The organism is Chloroflexota bacterium, from assembly GCA_020850535.1.
GTDB lineage: Bacteria > Chloroflexota > UBA6077 > UBA6077 > JACCZL01 > JADZEM01.
In genome coordinates this window covers 1-21,168 of sequence record JADZEM010000154.1, presented here as the reverse complement: position 1 = coordinate 21,168, position 21,168 = coordinate 1, and the positions used below count along the sequence as shown (strand labels likewise).

The window sequence follows — 21,168 nt, the reverse complement described above, 5'->3', positions numbered from 1 at the left end:
CGTGGGTCGTGGGTCGTGGGTCGTGGGTCGTGGGGTGCGGGTGCGGGTCTACGTTCCGCTGCCGGCTCGCCGGCGGTACGCCGCCTTCCCCTCCGTCGTGCGGCGGCTGATCAACTCGTACAGGAGCGCTTCGCCGGGCTTCGGCCGCAGCACCCGCCCGAGCCGCTGGATGTACTCGCGGGTCGCGGCGCTCCCGCTGACGACGATGGCGACCCGCGCGTCTGGCACGTCCACCCCCTCGTTGAGGACGCGGCCGGCCGCCAGCTTGGTGTACGCCCCCGAGCGGAAACGCTCCAGCACCAGCCGGCGCTCGTCGGGCGGGGTCCGATAGGTGATCGTCGGGAGCGCCAGCCGCCGCCCGATCGCCTCGACCGTCGCCACGTGCTCCGCGAAGACGATGGCCGGCTCGTTCCGATGCTTCGCCAGCAATTCGGCCACCTTGTCGATCTTGCTCTGGGCGTTGAGCGCGATGCCGCGGGCCTGCCGCTGCGCCTGGAGCGCCCGGCGCGCGGCCGGGTCGTGCGTGCTCTGCCGGATCAACTGCTCGAACAGGCCGCCGCGCCCGAGCGAGCTGCGCCTGCTCGAGAGATACCAGCGCCACTCGGCTGAGAGCAGGTCGTAGCGGGCGCGCTCCTCGGGGGTCAGATCGACGTAGATCCGGTTCTCGCGGTAGCGGGCGATGTGCCCCTCTTCTGCAAGATCGGCTGGCCGCCGTCGGTACACCTCCGGACCGATCAGCCGGGCCAGGTCGTCGTGGCCGCCATCCGCGCGCTCGGGCGTGGCGCTCAGCCCGAGCCGCCAGGGGGCCGACGCCTTCTCGGCGATGGCGCGGTAGGTCGGCGCGGGCAGGTGGTGAACCTCGTCCACGATCAGCAGCCCGAACTCGTTCAGCCGACGCCGGGGCATCGCCGCCGAGTCGTAGGTCATCACGGTGACGGGGCGGACCGTCCGCTCGCCGCCGCCGACCATCCCGACGCTGTCCGCAGGCAGGCCAGCCTTCTCGATCAGCCCGGCATGCCACTGCCGCAGCAGCTCGATGGTCGGCACGATCACCAGCGTGCGAACGGGGGCCTCCGCCAGCGCGTGAAACGCGACGACCGTCTTGCCGGCGCCGGTGGGCAGCACGACCACCCCGCGCCCGTCCGCCTGGAGCCAGCGGCGGATCGCATCGCGCTGGTACGGGCGAGCCTGGAGCGTGAGGCGCGGCGGAACGGGAAGCCCATACCGATCGAGCAGCTCCGGATCGAGGGCCGGCCCGGCGTCCTCCGGCGGCAGCTCTTCGAGGATGTCGAGAAGGTCATCCGACGACAGGCCGTCATCACCGTCAGCGTCACTGATGGTCAGCTTGGCCGCGAGGGCGGCCCGTGCAGCGCTGGCGGCAACCATCAGGCGGCCCTCGTCGGGGAAGCTGTCGGCGCGGCGACCTCAGGGGCGGTGACGGCAGCGCCGCCCGACTCCCGCTCGGATACGGTGAGTGGAAGCGGAAGCTGCTCCCCCTGGCTGCCTGGGTGGCCGCCTGCCTCGGCGCCTACGTGGCGGCCGGTGAGGCGATCAGCGCGGCCTCGCCGGCGAGCCTCCCGTGCGGCGGCCATGGCGCTGAGCATCGTCTCGGCGGTGGCGCTCCAGGCCTGCTCGCGCGTCTCGCCCACGCCCGCCATCCGGTGCAGGCGTCCACGGCGGGCCGCTCGCACCAGCGACTTCAACCCGCGCACCCTGGCCTCGCCAATCAGCCGGTCGGCGGTCTTCGGCCCGATGCCGGGGATCGTCATCAAGGTGCGGACAGCGCGCGGCTCCCCCTCGAGCAGTTCGTCATGAAAGCCGAGCTTTCCCGTCCGTACCAGCTCCCCCAGCTTGCGCCGCAGGCGCACCCCGAGCCCTGGCAGGGCAAGCTCGCCGTCCTCGTTCAGGTAGACGCTGGCATCCTCCCGCATCCGGAGCAGACGCAGGGCAGCACGCCGGTAGGCCCGCACGCGGTAGGGGTTGGCGCCCCGCGCTTCGAGCAGCGAGGCAACGGTGAAGATCTCAAGCGCACACTCGCGGTTCGCCACGCCACTCCTCCACAATAGTAGAACGTATGTTCTATTTTACAGAACATGGGGTCGGCGGCGCCACAAGACCGTTGTGGCGCGGAGCATCGAGGCCCAGATCGGACCGATGCGGCGGCGGCCTGCTCACGCGCTGCACGGCGGGCAGCGGTCGGGCGGCGCACCCTGGCACGGCTCGTTGCCGTGGAACGTTGTCAGGTCGGCGGGTCGTCAGCTTCCGTTGCGGTCAGTCACCCGTGCTGACCAGGAGTGGAACCTCTCTATTTTACCCGAATCGGGCCAAATCGCGCTCGCGCGAAGGCGATCAGACGAGGGCAATCGCATGATGACGGCATCAAGCCCCCGACCGCCCGGTCATGGGAACATCGGCGACTATGCAATCACCCTGGCGAGCACGCTCACAGCCGGGTGCGGACGTCCCAGAGGGCCGGGAACGCCTTGGACTCCAGCGCCCGCGCCAGGTACTCCACCCCGGAGGTGCCGGCCGTGCCTGGCTTCTGCCCGATGGTCCGCTCGGCGATGCGGACGTGCGCTGCCGTGAGCAGCCAGAATCCCTCGGAGATGTCCACCAGCAGTTCGGCCAGCCGGTAGAGTACGCCCGCCCGCGAGGGCTGCCGGTAGACCTCCTCAAGCGTCATCCCGTCCCGGGCGATCGCGGCGGTGAACGCCTCGAAGATCGGACTCTTGCCCGTCGCACCGCGCAGCCCGAGCGCCCGCTCGACATCGCGGTACTGCTTCGACTCGGACCCGCTGGCGGCCCCGAGGTACGGCCGGAACGCCAGGAAGCTGCGCGGCGACAGGTGGTCGAACAGGACCATCTGCTGGGTGAGCAGCCGCTGGATCGCCGCGACGCGCTGGAGATGGTCGAGAGCCAGCTCGGGATCGGGGTCCGAGTCCATCAGCGCGTCGTAGGCGCAGTGCAGGTCGAGCAATTCCTGCTTGAACCACAGCTCGAACGCCTGGTGCACCACGATGAAGAAGTGCTCGGCGGAGTGGACCGTCGGGCCAAGCTCGACGGGCGCGAGCGGGTGCTGGGCGCTGAGGATCCTGTCGAGCGCGAGGTAGCCAGGATAGGTCACCTCGGCCGGAGGCGCAGGCGGGGGTGCAGCGTCGTCCGAATGTCTGCTCATACTGTGCTCAGTGTGGGAAGCTGATCACGCTGCGAGCCACCTCGCCGCGCCCGAGCCGGTCGTACGCCTCGTTGATCTCGTCCAGCTTGTAGTGGCGCGAGATCATCTCCTTCACAGCTCCTCCAGGTGGCCGCGTGTGGTGGCCGAGGCCCCGGAGCGGCGTCGAACATGGTCGCCGGTGGCGTGGAGCGGATGTGTAGCGCGGTCCCTGCACGGGCCAGCAGGATCGCTCCCGAGACGACGCCATCCGGTCGAGCCAGCGAGATCATAGCCCGTCATCTCGCCGGTGTGTCAGCCCTCGAAGGGAGCATGTCAGGGCGATCGCACGTTGGGCAGGTCGCGCAGCGTCGTACGACGATTTGGGAACACCAACGAGCATGCAATTGCCCTGGCCCAGCCGTCGCCCGCGTCCTGGACAACCAGAGTGCCGTCTATACTGCCGACACACTGGACATTGGCGCACAGCGGGAGGCAGCGGCGTGACGGAGATCGCGCAGGGGACGGCTGGCCGGATGGCTGGCAAGGTCGTCGTGGTGACGGGCGGTGGTCACGGCATCGGCCAGGCGTACTGCGAGCGGCTGGCCGCGGAGGGGGCCAGCGTCGTGGTGGCGGACCTGGACGGGGCATCGGCGAGGCAGGTCGCCGCTGCCATCGTGGCCGACGGCGGCGATGCGCTGGGCGTACAGGTCGATGTTGCCAGCTTTCCCAGCGTGCAGGCGCTGGCCGCGCAGGTGGTGGAGCGGTACGGCGGCCTTGACGGGCTGGTCAACAACGCCGCCGTCTTCGCGACGATCCCGATCTCGCGGGTGGGCTTCGAGGAGATCGACGAGACCGAGTGGGATCTGGTGATGTCGGTCAACGTCAAGGGCGTCTGGAACTGCTGCCGTGCCCTGGCCCCGGCCCTGCGGGCGCGCGGGGGCGGGAGCATCGTCAACATCTGCTCGGCCAGCATCCTGCACGCGGGCGGCGGCCGGATGCACTACGTGGCCTCGAAGGCGGCGGTTTTCGGGATCTCGCGGACGCTGGCGCGCGAGCTTGGCGGCGACAACATCCGGGTGAACTCGCTGGCCCCGGGCAACACCCTGAGCGAGGTCGATCCGACCCCGGAGATCGTGGCGATGCGCGAGGCGGCCATCGCAGCCCGCTCGCTGAAGCGGCTGCAGCGACCGGCAGACATGGTGGGGACGGTGGTCTTCCTGCTCTCCGACGATTCGGCCTTCATGACGGGACAACTGCTGGTGGTGGACGGCGGCTCGACGTTCCACTAGGAGTGGGCGGCCAGGGCGATTGCATGTTCGCTGGTGTTCCCGAAGCGCGACGAGACGCGCAGGCGGGGGTTTCAACCCCCGCCTACCGTCACAGCGTCGCTCCGCGACGCGGACGCCGGGAACAGCGTCGTCCGGTGAGACCGGGGCGTCGCGAAGCGACTGCAGGATGGTAGGCGGGGCTTTCAAGCCCCGACGCGGCGGCACGACACACGCAACATGCGATTGCCCTGAGTGGGTGGCCCCGGACGTAGCGGCGCGCGGGCCGTTCGCCGTACCCTTTGCGCGCCGTCTGGCGGCCCCATGCCGTCCGGACGCCGCGCCTGCCAGCCACGGCCGTCTGTGCCCGTCGGCTCCGCGGCCTGACGCGCACATCCGTCCTTCACACGTTTCTGACAGGTGGGTCACACGATGCCAAGCTCGAAGCCCGTGGTGGTCGTGTCGGGGCTGCCCCGCTCCGGCACCTCGCTGATGATGAACATGCTCCAGGCCGGCGGCATCCCAATCGTCACCGACGCCCTCCGCACCGCCGACGACGACAACCCGAAGGGGTACTTCGAGCTGGAGCAGGTGAAGCAGCTCAGCAAGGGCGACGTCTCCTGGGTCGCAGAGGCTGAGGGCAAGGCCGTCAAGGTGATCTCGGCGCTGCTGGAGCACCTGCCGCCGTCCAGCACCTACAAGATCGTGTTCATGAAGCGGCGGCTGCCGGAGGTGCTGGCCTCGCAGCGCAAGATGCTGGAGCGGCGCGGCGAGCCGACCGACACCGTCCCTGACGCGATGATGTCGGCCCTGTTTGAGAAGCACCTGGTGAAGATCGAGGGCTGGCTGGCTGCGCAGGCGAACATGTCCGTGCTCTACCTGCCGTACCACGAGGTTGCCGAGACGCCCGCGAAGCACGTGGACGCGATCGTCAGCTTCCTGGGCACAGACCTGGGCCTGGAGCTTGACCGCGCGAAGATGCTGGAGGCCGTGGACCCGGCCCTCTACCGCAATCGCGGCTGAGCGAGCGGTGAGCGCGCGTGTCAGCCGTCAGGCCGGGACCGACTCGGCCAGCGGGGCCGAGTAGCGCTCGGCCACCAGCCGGCGATACTCGGCGGCCTCGTGGCGGCGCCGCTCCTCGTCCCAGCGCATCGTCTGCCCCACGACCTCGGCGGCGGCATCGACGCAGTCCAGCGCCATGCAGGAGGCCAGCCCGACCGGCGCGCGCCGCAGCAGCACGTCGGCCAGCGTCTCGACGCCCTCGTTGAGGGCGGCGTAGGTCGCCTGGGCTTTGAGCGTCGGGGCGTGCTCGCAGAAGGGCGTCGCCAGCTGCGGCCGGCGTTCGGCCAGCACCAGCACATCTCGCGCGCGTGAGCCGTACAGGTCGATCAGGTGCTGGATCTGCTCGTCGGTCAGGCCCATGCCCTCGGCGCGCGGCTTGAGCGTCTTCCAGACGTCGTCCGAGTGCGCGTCACCGCCCGGCAGCATCGAGTACGCCGTGTGGCGGGCGCTGTGCCGCCCCAGCCGCTCCATGACGAGGTCCGTGGCCTCTTCGGCGATGCCTCGGTAGGCCGTGATCTTGCCGCCCAGCACCGAGACGAGGCCGTCCGGCCCGCCGAGCTTGCCGTGATCGCGGATGGCGTGCTTGCGGGAGACCGCGCCTTCCTTGACGCCCTCTTTGCGGACCAGCGCGCGGACGCCGGCCATGCCGTAGTAGACGGGGGCGTCGCGGAGGACGGGGAAGATCGCGGCGGCCTCGCGCAGCAGATAGGCCACATCCGAGCGGTCGGCGTGGGCGTCTGCCGGGTCGCCCTCAAAGTCGGTGTCGGTGGTGCCGACCAGCGAGTAGCCGTACCATGGCACGACGAAGAAGACGCGCCCATCTGATGCCGCGATCGACAGAATCGCATTGGTCGTGGTCTTCGGCATCACGAGGTGAACGCCCTTGGTGGTCCGCAGCAGGGGCGGCGGCGAGGCGTCCGCGTGGCCGTTGGTGCTGATGCTGTCTCCCGCCTGCTCGGCAAAGTTGCGGTCGAGCCAGGGGCCGGTGGCGTTGACGACGACGTTCGCGCGGATCTGGACGCGGCGGTCCGTGGCGATGTCGCGCGCCTCGACGCCGACGACCCTCCCCCTGCCAGTCTGAGTCTGGCCGTTGGGCTCCTCGCGCAGGAAGCGGATCACGTCGGTGTAGGTGCGGATCAGCGCGCCGTGCTCGGCGGCGTCGATGGCGTTCGCCAGGGCCAGCCGCTCGGGCAGCTCGACCTGGGCATCGTAGTAGCGGGCCGCGCCCTGGAGGCCGCGCGGGTTCAGGTACGGCTCGGCGGCGAGCGTCTGGTGGCGGTTCAGGAAGGAGTGGCGAGGCAGGCTCTTGTCGTAGGAGAGCACATCGTAGAGCACCATCCCGACGCGCAGCCGGTCGCGCTGCCACGCCGACCACCCGTACATCGGCACCAGGAACGGCATCGGCTTGACGAGGTGCGGCGCGATGCGGATCAGGATCTCGCGCTCGCGCATGTCCTGGCGCACGAGGCTGAAATCGAGCATCTCCAGGTAGCGCAAGCCGCCGTGGATCAGGCGCGTCGAGCGAGAGGTGGTGCCGCCGCCGATGTCCTCGCGCTCGATCAGGCCGACCTGCAAGCCGCGCAGGGCCGCGTCCCGCGCGATGCCGCACCCGACAATGCCCCCGCCAACAACCAGCACGTCGAGCACATTCGACGTCAATTCCTGCAGGTTGGCGCGCTTCATCTGAGTCCGCCCACAGCCGCAAATGTTCCCCGACCCGTGTGCGAAAAGTGTACCACCGACGAGCGCGCCAGATGAAGTGGCACGCGCCTGCCCGCCGCATCGCTACACTATCGGCCAGGCGTGTCCACCGCCCGCGCGCCTGCCGGAGAACGCTGTCTGGCAGCCTACGCGCGGACTGATGGGGCACACCGCAGGGTTAGGAGACGTAGAGGATGGACAAGAAGGTAGCCATCGTCACCGGGGCCGGCAGCGGCGTCGGCCGGGCGACGTCGCTGGCGCTCCTCCGCGAGGGATACCACGTGGCGCTGGCGGGCCGGCGGGCTGACGCGCTCAATGAGACCATCGCCGGGGCCGGCGACGCGGCGGCGCGGGCCATCGCCGTGCCGACCGATATCGGCGATCCAGCGGCCGTGAAGGCGCTGTTCGCGAAGGCGAAGGAGGCGTTCGGCCGCCTGGACCTGTTGTTCAACAACGCCGGGACCGGCGCGCGGGGTCTGCTCGAAGACCTGACCTACGAGGCCTGGTCCACCGTCGTGGCGACCAACCTGACGGGCGCGTTCCTGTGTACGCAGGAAGCGTTCAAGATCATGAAGGAGCAGACGCCGCGTGGCGGCCGGATCATCAACAACGGCTCGATCTCGGCCCACACGCCGCGCCCGAACTCCGCGCCGTACACCTCGACGAAGCACGCCATCACCGGGCTGACGAAGTCAACCTCGCTCGACGGCCGCAAGTACGACATCGCCTGTGGGCAGATCGACATCGGCAATGCCAGCACGCCGATGGCCTCGTACATGACGCAGGGGGCGCTCCAGGCGAACGGCCAGATGGAGCCAGAGCCGGTCATCGACGTGGAGCACGTCGCACGGGCGGTGGTGCAGATGGCGAGTTTGCCGCTGGATACCAACGTGCTGTTCCTGACGATCATGGCGACAAAGATGCCGTTCGTCGGCCGGGGCTAGGAGTCCGGACGGCGTCCGTGGGCGGATTCTCAGCCTGACTCCGCCCTCTGGTCCGCCGCCCAAGAGGACTCTCGGCTCTGCTGACAGCATCTCCCGCACGCACGCAGGGGCAGACCGTTCCAGGCCGAGAGCTACCGCAACCTCGTGCAAAGCGTGCAACATGCCATGTCATCCTGAGCGCAGCGAAGGACCTCACCCGCTGACCGTCGACTCTCGCGTCAGCGGGTGACACCAGAGTTGACGGTCAGCGGGTGAGGTCCTTCACGTCGCTCGCAAGCTCGCTCGTTCAGGATGACATGGCCATTCAGGATGACATGGCCATTCAGGATGACATGGCCACCGGCGTGCAGTGCGCTGAAATGAACGCCTGCCGCTCTGCTCAAACGGCGGTCTGTGCAGTCAGCCAGCACGCAGCCCTCAGCCGGCCGCTCGGACGGCTGCCCACGCCGCGATCTGTGCCCGTGTGCTCATCCCCAGCTTCTCGCGAATGTTCCGCGCGTGCGTCTCGGCCGTCCGCTCCCCGATGATCAGCTCCTCGGCGATGCGCCGATTGGTGTACCCCTTCCCGATCAGCAGCGCGACCTCCAGCTCGCGCGCCGTCAGGAGCGCTCGCTCGGCGTCGGCGCTGCGAGACGGCGCGCTCGTGGCCGCCGCCGTCTCGGACGCGCAGAGCGCCCAGGCTGCCAGCTCGGTGCGGCCGGCCTCCTGGGAAAGCGTCGCCTCCGTTGCCCCGCTCCAGATCCGCGCCAGCGCCGGCAGTGCCAGGCGAGCGAACGCCTCCACGCGATAGCCGGCCGGGTCAGCCTGCTCCTGCTGCGCCGCGTCGTGCAGTTCGGCCCCGATCAGGAGTCCCGCCACCGTGCGGATCGAGGAAGCGCCTTCGCCGGTCACCTGTGCCAGCAGCCCGATCAGCCCGGCGATCTGGCCGGTCCCGCCCGCGTCCGTCACCAACGCCTCCACGAGGTGCGTCTGCGCCAGTTCGCGCCGACCGTCGATCCGCGCCAGCCAGCCCAGGTGGAGCAGGCCGCGCGCCTGCCCCTGGCGCAGTTGCCCGCTCCGGACAGTTGCGCGCTCGGACCCTCGCGCAGCCAGCCACTCCGGCCGCTGGCCGGCCCAGCGCTCGACCTCCTGTGCCGCCTGGACACGCTCCGCGAGGCTCGCCTCCAGCAGCGCCTCAGCGTGCTGGACGCCCTGGGTGTCGAGCAGCAGCCACCCGAGCATCGCCAGGGACCGTGCCACGCCCTCGCGGTCGCGGAGACGGCGGCGGATCGTCAGGGCTTCGTCCTGGAGCGTCCGTGCCAGCTCGAACGCCCCCCGCGCGACCGCGACGCTCGTCAGGCCGTCCAGCGCTCGAACCACGGCCTCCGCCGTGCGGCCGGCGCGAGCTGCGACCAGCGCCTCGCCGAAGCAGGCCTGGGCCAGCGTCAGCTCGCCCGCGCCCAGCACGAGCTGCCCCATCACGTTGAGCATCTCGGCGGCCACCGGCCGGTCGGCGCTGGCCACGGCGAGCCGCAGCAGCTCTGCCCAGCGCTCGCGTCCGCCAGCGGTGTGCCCGAGCATCCGCCAGAGCCACCCGAGGCCCGTAGCGGCCGCGGCGTCCGAGTCGTCCGGGCGGATGTCGAGGCTCGGCGCTGGCCCGGATGGCAGCGCGAACAGCCCGGCCAGCACGGCGGCGGGCGGCAGGCCGGTGGTCCCCACGCCACCGGCCACCGCACTGACGCTCCCAGCGGCCACCGCGCCGATGGCCCCACCGGCCACCGCGCCGACGCTCCCAGCGGCCACCGCACTGACGCTCCCAGTGGCCACCGCGCCGACGCTCCCAGTGGCCACCGCGCCGACGCCCACCGGCTCTGCCCCGCGCTCGGCCGGCCAGCTCAGCAGCCGGCCACGGTCTCCCTTGAGCCGACGCTGCCGTCGCCGCAGCACCAGCACCCGCACTCCATCGCCACGTTCGCCACACGTTCCCTGCGGCATCGTGCCCACTCCCTCGCCGGCGTCCGTCCTCACATGCCGGCCTGTGCGGCCGGCTGAACGCCGTATCGGCTGTCGGCGCGGCGGCCTCGCTCGGTGGGGCTGCTGGCAGGGGTTGCATACCCGTTCGGGCAGCTCCGTGCTGGCGCATCCCAGCGAGTTGTGCCGTCGCTCTCGTGTGGGCAGCGTACGGCGGCGACGTTCCACTGCCGTTGCAGCGGCGTTCCAGGCACGTGTGATAGACGTGCCGAGGGGCGGCTCTCGCCCCGAAAGCCGCCCCTCATTCAGCGTCTGGCCTGCCGCTATCGTGCGCCCACACGATCTGCCCGCCCGGGTCCGTGTCCCGCGAGGACAGTCCCCCTCAGCTGACCAACGCCGGCCCTGCATGGGAGATGCCGTTGCCGCGCCACCCTGGAAGGCGACCCGTCCGGCAGTGCAGGGACACCCTCAGCATACCCCTGGAGCGGGCGCTCCGCTCCGGTGGCAGCCCGCGGCGCGCCCCGTACCATCGCCCCGTACTGCTGACGCCAGCGTCGGCGGGGCGGCCCAGGGGCATCCAGCCCTTTTCTCACCAGCCGATGCGACTCCGGCTATACTGCCCGCACCGCTCCGTACATTCGCTGGCGAAGCTGCCACCCACCCTGGGGATGCGAGATGTCAGACGCAGACGGTTCAGACGGTCAGGCTTTGCTGTACGTCCACATGAACCCCGCGCCGGGGCGTGAGGACGAGTTCCACCGCTGGTACGACGATCATGCTGCCAAGCGGTCTGCGCTGCCCGGCGTGCTCAGCGCTCGACGCTACTGGCGTGTCGGCGAGGACGGCCCGCGCCACCTCGCCTGGTACGACCTGGAGACTGCCTCTGTACTCCAGAGCCCCACCTACCTCGCCCTCCGCGAGCGCGAGCGCGACGCGGACCAGGCGTTCATGTCGCGGCTGCTGCTGGTGGACCGGCGCGTCTACCAGCAGCTTGACCTGGGCGAGCCCTGGACCCGCCCCTGGACGGCCCATGCGCCCTACCTCGTCTCGATGACGATGGACCCGCCCGAGAGCATGGTGGAGGACTACCACCAGTGGTACCTCCAGGAGCACATCCCGCTGCTGATGCGCGTGCCCGGCTGGCGGCGCATCCTGCGCTACCAGCAGCTTGACGGTCGCGGCCCGAGCTTCCTGGCCGTCCACGAGCTGGACTCGCTGGACGCCTTCAAGACGCCCGAGTTCACGGCGGCCGTCAGCACGCCGTGGCGCGACAAGGTCATCAGCTACGTCGGCCGCCGCGAGCGGCTCACCTTCGAGTTCCTGCGAGCGCTCTGACTGGGGTCCTGGGTGTCGGGTTTCGGGTTTCAGGCGAGCGCATCCTGAAACCCGAAACCCGACGCCTGAAACCCCGCCACGAGGAGGAGACATGGTTGCAGCTCTGCCGGCCCTCGCCGGTATCAAGGTGGTCGATCTCACGCAGTTCGAGGCTGGCACCTCGTGTACCGAGACCCTCGCATGGCTCGGCGCGGACGTCGTCAAGATCGAGGAGCCGACCCAGGGCGACCAGGGCCGGCGGGCCTCCACCGACACGCCCGGCGTGGACTCGTACTACTTCATGCTGCTCAACGCCAACAAGCGGAGCCTCACCTGCAACCTCAAGACCGAGGAAGGAAAGGCCCTCCTCCGCAAGCTGATCGAGACCGGGGATGTCTTCATCGAGAACTTCGGCCCTGGCACCATCGAGCGGCTCGGCTTCGGCTACGAGACCGTCCGCCAGATCAACCCGAACATCATCTACGCCCAGATCAAGGGGTACGCCTCGGACAGCCCCTACGCCAACTTCCTCAGCTTCGACATGATCGCGCAGTCCGTCGGCGGGGCGCTCGCCACCACCGGCGACGAGGATCAGCGGCCGATCAAACCCGGCCCGACCATCGGGGATACCGGCACCGGCCTGCACTGCGCCATCGGCATCCTGGCCGCGCTGTTGCAGCGGCAGGTGACCGGGCGGGGCCAGCGCATCGAGGTGGCGATGCAAGAGGCCGTCATCAACTTCTCGCGGATCGCCTACGCCAGCCAGATGCTCTGGGGCAAAGCGCCCGAGCGCAACGGCAACCGCAGCGTCCTGGGCACCAGCGCCCCCAGCGACACCTACCCCTGCAAGGGCGGCGGCCCGAACGACTACTGCTTCATCTACACCAGCCGGGCCGCCAACCATCAGTGGCACCGGCTGCTCGGCGTCATCGGGCGCGAAGACCTGCTGGACGATCCCCGCTTCACCAACCCGCCCGACCGCCTGCGGCACATCGACGACGTGGACCAGCTGATCGTTGCCTGGACGACCCAGCGCGACAAAGTCGAGGTGATGGAGACGCTCGGGCGGGCCGGCGTGCCGGCCGGGGCCGTCTTCGACACGCACGAGTTGATCAACGATCCGTTCTTGCAGCAGCGCGGCATGTTTACGACCGTCGAGCACCCGGTGCGGGGCGAAGTGACGATGCCTGGCTGGCCCGTCAAGATGTCCGACAGCGAGGTGCCGGTGGTGACCTCGCCGCTGCTCGGGCAGCACACCGACGAGGTCCTGGGCGAGTGGCTCGGCTACGACCAGGCGCGGGTCCAGGAGCTGAAAGCGGCCAACGCGATCTAGGGGAGGCCACATGGCAACCGTCATCGGCTCGCAGGTGCTCGCGCGTACGCTGCGCCGCCTCGACATCGACACGATGTTCTATCTGATGGGCGGCCCGATGCTCGCCGCTGAGACCGCCTGCATCGAGGAAGGCATCCGCAGCATCGACGTGCGCCACGAGCAGGCCGCCGCCATGATGGCGCACGCCTACGGTCGGGTCCGCAATACCATCGGCGTCTGCATGGCGGCGTCCGGCCCGGCCACCATGAACCTCGTCACGGGCGTCGCCAACGCCTGGGCCGACGCCGCCCCGCTGCTGGCCATCGGCGGGGCCAGCCCCGTCTCGCAGTTCCGCAAGACGGCCTTTCAGGAGATGGATCAGCTCTCCGTCTTCAAGCCGATCACCAAGTGGTCGGAGCGTATCTACGACGCCCGGCGCATCCCCGAGCTGGTGGCGATGGCCGTCAAGGAGTCGCTGAACGGCGCGCCCGGGCCGGTCTACCTGGACCTGCCCGGCGACGTGTTGTATCGCGAGGTGGATGAGGACAGCATCGCCTACCCCGACCCCGCGCAGGTGATGCGCCGGCACCGCCCGCTGGGGGATCCGGGCGCGGTGGCGGCGGCGGTCGAGCTGCTCCAGAAGGCCGAGCGCCCGATCGTCGTCTCGGGCAGCGGCATCCTCTGGTCGGGCGCGTCGGAGCGGCTCCAGCAGTGGGTCGAGCTGAGCGGCATCCCGTTCTACACCACGCCGCAGGGGCGGGGCGTGGCGCCCGACGATCACGCGCTCTCGTTCATGACGGCCCGCTCCACGGCGTTCCGCGAGGCCGATCTCGCCATCGTCGTCGGGACGCGGATGAACTACGTCATCAACTTCATGGCCCCGCCCCGCTTCAGCGCCAGTGCGAAGCTGATCCAGATCGACATCAACCCCGGCGAGATCGGGCACAACCGCCCGGCCGACGTCGGGATCGTCGGGGATGCCGGGCAGGTCCTTGGGCAGTTGCTGGCGGCGGCGGATGGCAAGCTCGACAGGCGCCGGTACGCCCCCTGGGTCGAGCACCTGGCGGCCGTCGAGGCCAGCAAGCGCGAGGAGTCCGAGGCGCGCCTCTCCACCGATCAGACCCCGATCCACCCGCTGCGCCTCTGCAAGGAGATCCGCGACTTCCTGGACCGCGACGCTATCCTGGTGGTGGACGGCCAGGAGATCCTCAACTACGGCCGCCAGTCGATCCCGACGTTCGTGCCCGGGCACCGGCTGAACTCGGGGCCGTTCGGCACGATGGGCGTCGGGCTGCCGTTCGGGTTGGGCGCGAAGGCCGCGAAGCCGGATGCCCAGGTGCTGGTGCTCCACGGCGACGGCTCGTTCGGCCTCAACGCGATGGAGCTGGACACGGCCGTCCGCTGGAAGCTGCCCGTCGTGACCGTCGTCAGCCTCAACGGCGGCTGGACGGCCGATCCCGACAAGAACAAGCCCGGCCGCGATCTTGGGTATACCCGCTACGACAAGATGGCCGAGGCGCTCGGGTGTCACGGCGAGTACGTGGAGGACCCGGCCGAGATCCGCCCGGCCCTGGAGCGGGCGTTCGCGGCGGGCATCCCGGCGCTGGTCAACGTCAAGACGGACTGGCGGGCGCGCGCCACCACGGCGGCCTTCTCGAACTACTCGACGTAGAGCGCCGGACGCCCTCATCTCCCAATCGCTAGCCCCCCGTTTCGGAAAGGAGTATCGTTAGCTCTCCGTCAGGCCCGGCGCCGGATGACCGCCGTCCCGTCCCTTTCGTGGGACGTAGGACGATCTACAGGATGGACTGGGCGCACGCAGGGGCGGTGTGCGCCATCCGAACGCCCGTGGAATGACTCAGGAGGGCGGTATGGCCGGGAGCCGCCGGTGCTGTACGCTGCTTGCATTGCTCGCGATACTGGTGTTCGGCGGCGTGCTGACGGCCCGGCCGTTCGCGCCCGAGCTGCTCGCCACGTTCTCCGATCTTGGCATGCTGCTCGCGAGCAGCGCCGCCACGCTTGGGGCGGCTGTCGCTGCCAGCCGGCAGGTCGAGGCGCGCGCCCGTCAGTCCTGGACCTTGATGGCGGCCGGCCTGGGCTGCTGGTTCCTGGGCGATCTGATCTGGGCGGCCTACCCCTTCGTGGCCGGCGAGCAGGCGCCCACCGTCTCACTGGCCGATCCGTTCTACCTCGCCATGATGCCGCTCTGCTTTGCCGGCATCGTGCGGCGGCCGGCCCACGGGGCGCGCGCGCTCAATCACTGGTTCGTGGTGCTGGACGTGGTGGCCGTCACCGGGGCGGTCACCGCCATCACCTGGGCGCTCGTGCTCGGCCCGCTGTTCGAGGCCGCCGCCGTGTCCTGGCTCGACGTGGGCGTGGCGGCTGCCTACCCCGTCGGCGACGGCGCGATCATCTGCGGCCTGGTCATGGTGCTGGTGCGCCAGGGGCGACTCTCCCGGGCCACCCTGCTGCTGGTGGCCGGCTGGTTCTGCTCGGCGGTTGCCGACTGGGTCGGCTACCTCCCGAGCGACGCCGGTCCGTACAAGACGGGCGACCCTATCGACGCCTTCTGGTTCGGCGGGCTGCTGCTCATCGCCCTGGCCGGGCTCTATGACGATGTGCTCGTCCACGCCGAGTCCGCCGCCGAGTCTGCCGACATCGGGCATCCCTGGCGGCTGGCGATCCCGGCCGCGTTCGTCGGGCTGGCCAGCGCCATTATCTGGCTGTGGCCGTCGCTGACAGAGACGCCGACGGAGTTTGTGCCGGGCCTGATCCTCGGCGTCGCCTGCGCGGGGCTCCTCTGGCGTTACACGCTGGGCAACCGCGAGACCGTCCGCGCCTACGCCCGCGAGCGGCAGCGCAGCGAGGAGTACCAGGCGCTGGCCGTTCGTGCAAACGAGCTGGCTGTCGCCGCGCAGGCTGCCGACCGCGCCAAGTCCGAGTTCCTCGCCACCATGTCCCACGAGATCCGCACGCCGATGAACGGCATCATCGGGATGACCGGCCTGCTGCTCGACACCGACATGGACGCCGAGCAGCACGAGTGCGCTATCGAGGTCCGGTCGAGCGCCGAAGCGCTGCTCAACATCATCAACGACGTGCTCGACTTTGCGAAGATCGAGGCCGGCCGCCTGGAGATCGACCGGGACGACCTCGACCTTGCGGCGGTGGTCGAGGATGCTGTCAGCCTGCTTGGCGAGGCTGCGCGGCGCAAGCAGCTCGAGCTGGCCACGATGATCGAGCCGGGCGTGCCCCTGGCGATCCGCGGCGACGCCGGGCGGCTGCGGCAGATCCTGGTCAACCTGGTGGGGAACGCCGTCAAGTTCACCGAGCGCGGCCACGTGATCGTACACATCTCGCAGCCAGCGGACGTGCCGGGCACGCTTCGCTTCGAAGTTCGCGACTCCGGCCTGGGGATCGACGCCGACGTGCTGCCGCGCCTGTTCCGGCCGTTCTCGCAGGCGGACAGCTCCACCACCCGCCGCTTCGGCGGGACCGGCCTGGGCCTGGCCATCTGCAAGCGGCTCGTCGAGCTGATGGGCGGCGAGATCGGCGCGGAGAGCCGCCCTGGCTCTGGGAGTACGTTCTGGTTCACCATCAGCGCTGAAGCCGCGCCAGCGCCCGTGGCCGTGCCATCGCCGGCCACCTTGATCGGGCGGCGGGCGCTCGTGGTGGACGACTTTGCCGTCAACCGGGCCGTCCTGACCCGGCAGCTACGCACGGCCGGCCTGGACTGCATCAGCGCGGTGGGCGGGCGTGAGGCCCTTGAGCTGCTGCGGCTGGCCGCCGAGGCCGGCGTCCCGTTCGACCTTGCCGTGCTGGACCAGTGCATGCCCGAGATGGACGGGCAGATGCTGGCCGGCCGGATCGCCGCTGACCCGGCCCTCGCCGCCACCCGGGTGATGGTGCTGTCTTCGTCTGGCGACCGCCCGACCACTGACGTGCTTGCGGCGGCCGGCATCCTGACATGGCTCCAGAAGCCGGTGCGTCGCCAGCACCTGATCGGCACGCTGGCCCGCCTGATCGAGGGAAACGGCGTCCGCGCGGCCCATATGGCCCGAGCCGAGCGGGCGACGCACGGCGGATCGGCATCCGTGGCTGCGCGCGGGAACGCTGCACGTGGCGCCGACCCGTCCCCCGGGTCTGCTGTCGCCGCCCCCGCCGCTGGCCCCGACGCCCGGCCGTGCCTGCTCGTCGCCGAGGACAACGCCGTCAATCAGAAGGTCGCCCGGCGCTTCCTGGAGCGGTTCGGCTTCGCCGTGGATACGGTCGAGAACGGCGAAGAGGCGATCCGCGCGGTGGCGCACAAGACCTATGCCGCCGTCTTCATGGACTGTCAGATGCCGGTCCTGGACGGCTTCGCGGCGACAGCGGCGATCCGCCGCCAGGAGGCGGGTGGCCAGCGGCTGCCGATCATCGCGATGACGGCCGCGGCGATGACCGGCGACCGCGAGCGCTGCATCGCGGCCGGCATGGACGCCTACATCGCCAAGCCAGTCCGCGCCGACGGGCTGGAAGCCGTCCTCCGCGAGGTGGGACTGCCAGCGTCCGCCGTGGCAGGAACGTAAGCGCGCCGACACGTAGCGCGGGGCTTGCGTCAGTCCGCGAGCTGCTCGGCTTCGTTCTCGTCGCGGGCGCGCCGCCGCGCTGCGACCTCCTGCTTGTAGACGAACTGGACGACCCGCCGCCGCTCGACCTCGCCCAGCGGATCGAAGCGCCCCTGGGCCGTCGTGCCGGGCACAAGCACCTCGACCGTGGGGGTGATCGGGTCGCCATCGTCCAGCCGCAGCACGAGCCGCAGCCGCTGGCCGGCCCGCAGCATCTCGTCCGTCTGCATGCGGATGCCGCCGGCGCTCAGGTCGACGACCCGCACGCCCAGCAGCCCTTGCGGGCGGCCTGTCAGGCCCAGGCGGACCGCGCTGATCGGCGGCATGTCCACCAGGGCGCGCACGTCCTCGCGCCGCTGGAGCCGTGAGGCCCGGCCGCTGATGGCCACCTGCAACGAGCCGCCGTTCGACGGCTCCACCAGGCGGCACGGGATCAGCCGCAGGGCATCCGGGCGCGGCGCGAGCACCTGCAACGCCTGCCCGGCGCGCGGGCGGCTGGATTCGGGCAGCTCCTGATCCAGCCAGATCCAGACGGTGTCGTCAAAGGTCAGGCGGACCTCACCCTGCGCCATGACCGAGCCGTGCTCGGGGCCGCCATCCCAGGTCACGGCCACGCGCCGCCCCTGCCCAAGCAGGACGCGACAGTCCTCGACCGCCCGCTCAGACTCGGCCGGCCCGTTCAGGCTGACCACGTCGTCCGGCTCGGCGACGACCTCGGCAGGACGGCGCTCGTGCAGCTGGATGATGTCCGGCTGCTCCGTGGACTCTCCGAGCAGCCGCTGGTACAGGCGACGGTACCACGATGTGCGGTCTTGGCCTGACACAACGCCCCTCCCAACACGACCGACCCAGGAAACGCCTCGTTCCTGGATGACTTTCTTAGATGTGACTTTCAGTGTAGGCTCAGGCCGTTGAGACGGGCGGCGGTTCGGGTTGAGTTTTGGGTAAACCCAGGCCGGCCATCGCGATGCAGCGTGTGCCTGGGACGCATGCGTGTGGCGAGTGACATGGGTGCGCCGTGACACCTGTCAGAGGTACCCTGACAGTCATCGTCGCAGAATGTCAGCGCACCGGGCCGCTGCCAGGGCCGCGTGCCGCGCCGCGCCGCCTCGAAGCATGTAGAATCGTCGTCGGTCGCCCGAGGGCATAGGGTCATCCATGCCCGGCCGACGCGTACTCGGATGAACCTATGGGGGAACGCCAATGACCGCTCGTCCCGAAACGCCCGCCGACGCGCGCTTGCAGAGGATCGAGCCGCATGTTGCTCACTGGGAAAAGATCGCGGATTGTATCGCCCAGTTTATCGATGTCACGCTGAACTATCGGCAGAGCGGCCACCCCGGCGGCTCGCGCTCCAAGATCCAGATGATGGTGTCGCTCACGCTCAGCGGCGCCATGCGCTGGGACATCCGCAATCCTGAGAAGCGCTTCGGCGACAAGTTCATCCTCGTCGCGGGCCACACCATCCCGCTCATCTACACGATGCTGGCGGCCTACAACACCGCGCTGCGCGCCCGCTACGAGCGGACTGGCGACGCCCGGTTTGCCGTGCCCGACGCCGACCACAAGCAGTTGATGTGGAAAGATCTGCTCGGGTTCCGGCGGCGCGGCGGCCTGGCCGGGCACGCCGAGATGGAGGGCAAGACCCTCTTCCTCAAGTTCAACACCGGCCCCAGCGGCCACGGCTCTCCGCCGGCCGCCGGCGAGGCGATTGCCCTCAAGCGGGCCGGCGCGGACGGCGTCAAGGTCTTCGCCGTCGAGGGCGAGGGCGGCCTGACGGCCGGCGCCAGCCACGAGACCAAGAACAGCGCCTACGGCCTGGGCCTGGACAACCTCTACTATCTCATCGACTGGAACGACTTCGGCATCGACGAGTTCCAGGCCAGCTCGGTCATCCACGGCACCCCGCGCGACTGGTTCGAGCCGTACGGCTTCCGGGTCCACGGCACCGAGAACGGCAACGACATGCGCTCGGCCGCCGAGGCGATCCTCTCGGCCGTCGAGGAGCCGACGAACGGCCGGCCGGGCATGGTCTGGTTCAAGACCACCAAGGGCCACGGCTACGGCGTCACCGGCTACAAGTCGCACGGCGTGCCGCACAAGCTGCACGACCCGCTGTACTGGCAGGGCCGCCGCGAGTTTGCCGAGAAGTACGGCGCGCACTTCGTGGGCGAGGACGATCCGGCCCCCACGCCGGGCGAGGGCTACGTCGGCCAGTTCGAGGCCAACCTGAAGGCCATCGCCGACGTCATCACCTCGGACGAGGAGCTGGTCAACTACCTCTCGGATCGCCTCGTGGAGCTGGGCGACTCGGTCCCCGAGTCGATCCCGGGCTTCCGCCTGGACACCAGCAAGAACCCCTGGAACGATCCGCGGGTCTGGGACTACAAGAACTATCCCGAGGAGCTGTTCGTCAAGCCGGGCACCAACGCCCCGAACCGGGCGGGCCTCGCCAAGTGGGGCGCCTGGGTCAACTCGTTCGGGCGCAAGGAGTATGGCCGGCCGCTGTTCGTGGCGATGTCGGCGGACCTCGCCGAGTCCACGAACATTGCCGGGTTCGCCAACGGCTTCGGCGGTGAGGCCGGCTGGGGCCGCTTCGACCGCAACAAGAACCTGGAGGGCGCGCTGCTGCCGCAGGAGATCACCGAGTTCACCAACTCGGGCATCTCGGCGGGTATCGCCTGCGTGAACCTCTCGAACAAGCCGTACGAGGAGTTCGACGGCTTCTACGCCGCCCACTCGACGTACGCCTCGTTCAGCTACCTGAAGTACGGCGCGATGCGTCTCTTCAGCCAGATCGCCCAGGACTCCGACATCAAGGTCGGGAAGGTGCTCTGGGTGGCGGGCCACTCCGGCCCCGAGACGGCTGAGGATTCGCGGACGCACTTCGGCATCTTCGCCACGGGCGTGACCTCGCTGTTCCCCGAGGGCCACACCATCAACCTGGTCCCCTGGGAGCACAACGAGGTGCCGGTGCTCATCGCGGCGGCGATGGCGACGGATGCCCACGTGGTGGCGCTGCACCTGACCCGCCCGCCGATCCAGGTGCCGGACCGCGCGGCGCTGGGGATGGCGTCACACTTCGAGGCGGCCAAGGGCGCGTACCTCATCCGTGACTACAAGGCCGGCCAGCCGAAGATGGGCACCATCCTGGTGCAGGGGACGATGTCCACCTACAACACGGTGCGGATCCTGCCGAAGCTGGACGAGCTTGGCCTGAACGTCAAGCTGGTGGCGGCGGTCAGCCCGGAGTTGTTCAAGCTCCAACCGGGCAGCTATCGCCACTCGATCATCTCGCCGGCCGATGCGCTGGACATGACCTACATCACCAACGGCTCGCGCCGGCTGATGCGGGACTGGGTCGATCACCGCATCGCGGACGAGTATGCGATGTCCACGGACTGGGACGACCGCTGGCGAACGGGCGGCTCGGTGGACGAGGTGCTGGACGAGGCGCACCTGTCGCAGGAGTGGATCGTCAAGGGCATCCAGCGGTTTGTGAACGACCGCGAGCAGCGGCTGGCGCGGCTCCGCAAGGCGTTCGAGGCCGTCCAGGGCTAGTGGCTCGGCAGGCGTCAATCACAGGGTCGCTCAGTGCCGGTCGTCATCCCGACCGCGGCGAGGAACGAGCGAAGTGGAGGGATCTTCTCCTTCTTGGCGTGAGGAAGATCCCTCGACTGCGTTCGCACGCTCATTCCGCTCGGGATGACGGGGGAGGTCGTCAGGGCAATCGCATGTTGATGTCGTCGTGCCGCCGCGTCGGGGCTTGAAAGCCCCGCCTACGATCCTGCAGTCGCTGCGCGACGCTCCAGTCGCACCAGTGCCGGCCGTTCCCGACGACCGTCGCGCAGCGACGGTG

The 21,168-nt window shown here is 69.9% G+C and carries 14 protein-coding genes; 8 read left to right on the top strand and 6 right to left on the bottom strand.

The window, feature by feature from the left end:
- Window positions 1–48: 48 nt before the first annotated feature.
- From IT306_22630 to IT306_22620, 3 genes are all read right to left on the bottom strand, one after another.
- On the bottom strand, window positions 49–1,386 hold the full coding sequence (locus tag IT306_22630) for a DEAD/DEAH box helicase (GenBank protein ID MCC7371230.1): 1,338 nt from the start codon (window positions 1,384–1,386) through the stop codon (window positions 49–51).
- Window positions 1,386–2,048 carry a histidinol-phosphatase gene (locus tag IT306_22625; GenBank protein MCC7371229.1) on the bottom strand — a complete coding sequence of 221 codons (663 nt, stop codon included), beginning with the start codon at window positions 2,046–2,048 and terminating at the stop codon, window positions 1,386–1,388. The genes IT306_22630 and IT306_22625 overlap by 1 nt, the downstream gene beginning before the upstream one ends.
- A 395-nt stretch (window positions 2,049–2,443) precedes the next feature.
- Window positions 2,444–3,175, bottom strand: a complete 732-nt coding sequence (locus IT306_22620) for a hypothetical protein (GenBank protein MCC7371228.1) — start codon at window positions 3,173–3,175, stop codon at window positions 2,444–2,446.
- A 512-nt stretch (window positions 3,176–3,687) separates the two neighbouring features.
- Here IT306_22620 and IT306_22615 point away from each other — a divergent pair.
- Both IT306_22615 and IT306_22610 read left to right on the top strand, forming a co-directional pair.
- Window positions 3,688–4,443, top strand: coding sequence for an SDR family oxidoreductase (locus IT306_22615; protein MCC7371227.1), 756 nt, complete (start codon window positions 3,688–3,690; stop codon window positions 4,441–4,443).
- A 408-nt stretch (window positions 4,444–4,851) separates the two neighbouring features.
- Window positions 4,852–5,442 carry a sulfotransferase domain-containing protein gene (locus IT306_22610; GenBank protein ID MCC7371226.1) on the top strand — a complete coding sequence of 197 codons (591 nt, stop codon included), beginning with the start codon at window positions 4,852–4,854 and terminating at the stop codon, window positions 5,440–5,442.
- Between the two features lie 27 nt (window positions 5,443–5,469).
- Here IT306_22610 and IT306_22605 read toward each other — a convergent pair whose 3' ends face one another.
- Window positions 5,470–7,164, bottom strand: coding sequence for a glycerol-3-phosphate dehydrogenase/oxidase (locus tag IT306_22605; GenBank protein ID MCC7371225.1), 1,695 nt, complete (start codon window positions 7,162–7,164; stop codon window positions 5,470–5,472).
- 212 nt (window positions 7,165–7,376) lie between these two features.
- On the opposite strand from IT306_22605, the gene IT306_22600 reads away from it, so the two are divergent.
- A complete protein-coding gene (locus IT306_22600; protein ID MCC7371224.1) occupies window positions 7,377–8,126 on the top strand; it encodes an SDR family oxidoreductase in 750 nt (249 codons plus the stop codon).
- A gap of 417 nt (window positions 8,127–8,543) precedes the next feature.
- On the opposite strand, the gene IT306_22595 is transcribed toward IT306_22600, so the two are convergent.
- Window positions 8,544–10,100 carry a hypothetical protein gene (locus IT306_22595; GenBank protein ID MCC7371223.1) on the bottom strand — a complete coding sequence of 519 codons (1,557 nt, stop codon included), beginning with the start codon at window positions 10,098–10,100 and terminating at the stop codon, window positions 8,544–8,546.
- Between the two features lie 651 nt (window positions 10,101–10,751).
- Here IT306_22595 and IT306_22590 point away from each other — a divergent pair.
- From IT306_22590 to IT306_22575, 4 genes are all read left to right on the top strand, one after another.
- A complete protein-coding gene (locus tag IT306_22590; GenBank protein ID MCC7371222.1) occupies window positions 10,752–11,411 on the top strand; it encodes a hypothetical protein in 660 nt (219 codons plus the stop codon).
- Between the two features lie 91 nt (window positions 11,412–11,502).
- Entirely contained in the window at window positions 11,503–12,723 is a 1,221-nt protein-coding gene (locus tag IT306_22585; GenBank protein ID MCC7371221.1) for a CoA transferase, read from the top strand.
- 10 nt (window positions 12,724–12,733) lie between these two features.
- Window positions 12,734–14,374 carry a thiamine pyrophosphate-binding protein gene (locus tag IT306_22580; protein ID MCC7371220.1) on the top strand — a complete coding sequence of 547 codons (1,641 nt, stop codon included), beginning with the start codon at window positions 12,734–12,736 and terminating at the stop codon, window positions 14,372–14,374.
- A 199-nt stretch (window positions 14,375–14,573) separates the two neighbouring features.
- Entirely contained in the window at window positions 14,574–17,270 is a 2,697-nt protein-coding gene (locus IT306_22575) for a response regulator (protein MCC7371219.1), read from the top strand.
- A 29-nt stretch (window positions 17,271–17,299) separates the two neighbouring features.
- On the opposite strand, the gene IT306_22570 is transcribed toward IT306_22575, so the two are convergent.
- Window positions 17,300–18,133, bottom strand: a complete 834-nt coding sequence (locus IT306_22570) for a PilZ domain-containing protein (protein ID MCC7371218.1) — start codon at window positions 18,131–18,133, stop codon at window positions 17,300–17,302.
- 379 nt (window positions 18,134–18,512) lie between these two features.
- Here IT306_22570 and IT306_22565 point away from each other — a divergent pair, with 379 nt between their 5' ends.
- Window positions 18,513–20,870, top strand: a complete 2,358-nt coding sequence (locus IT306_22565; GenBank protein MCC7371217.1) for a transketolase — start codon at window positions 18,513–18,515, stop codon at window positions 20,868–20,870.
- Window positions 20,871–21,168: the final 298 nt, after the last annotated feature.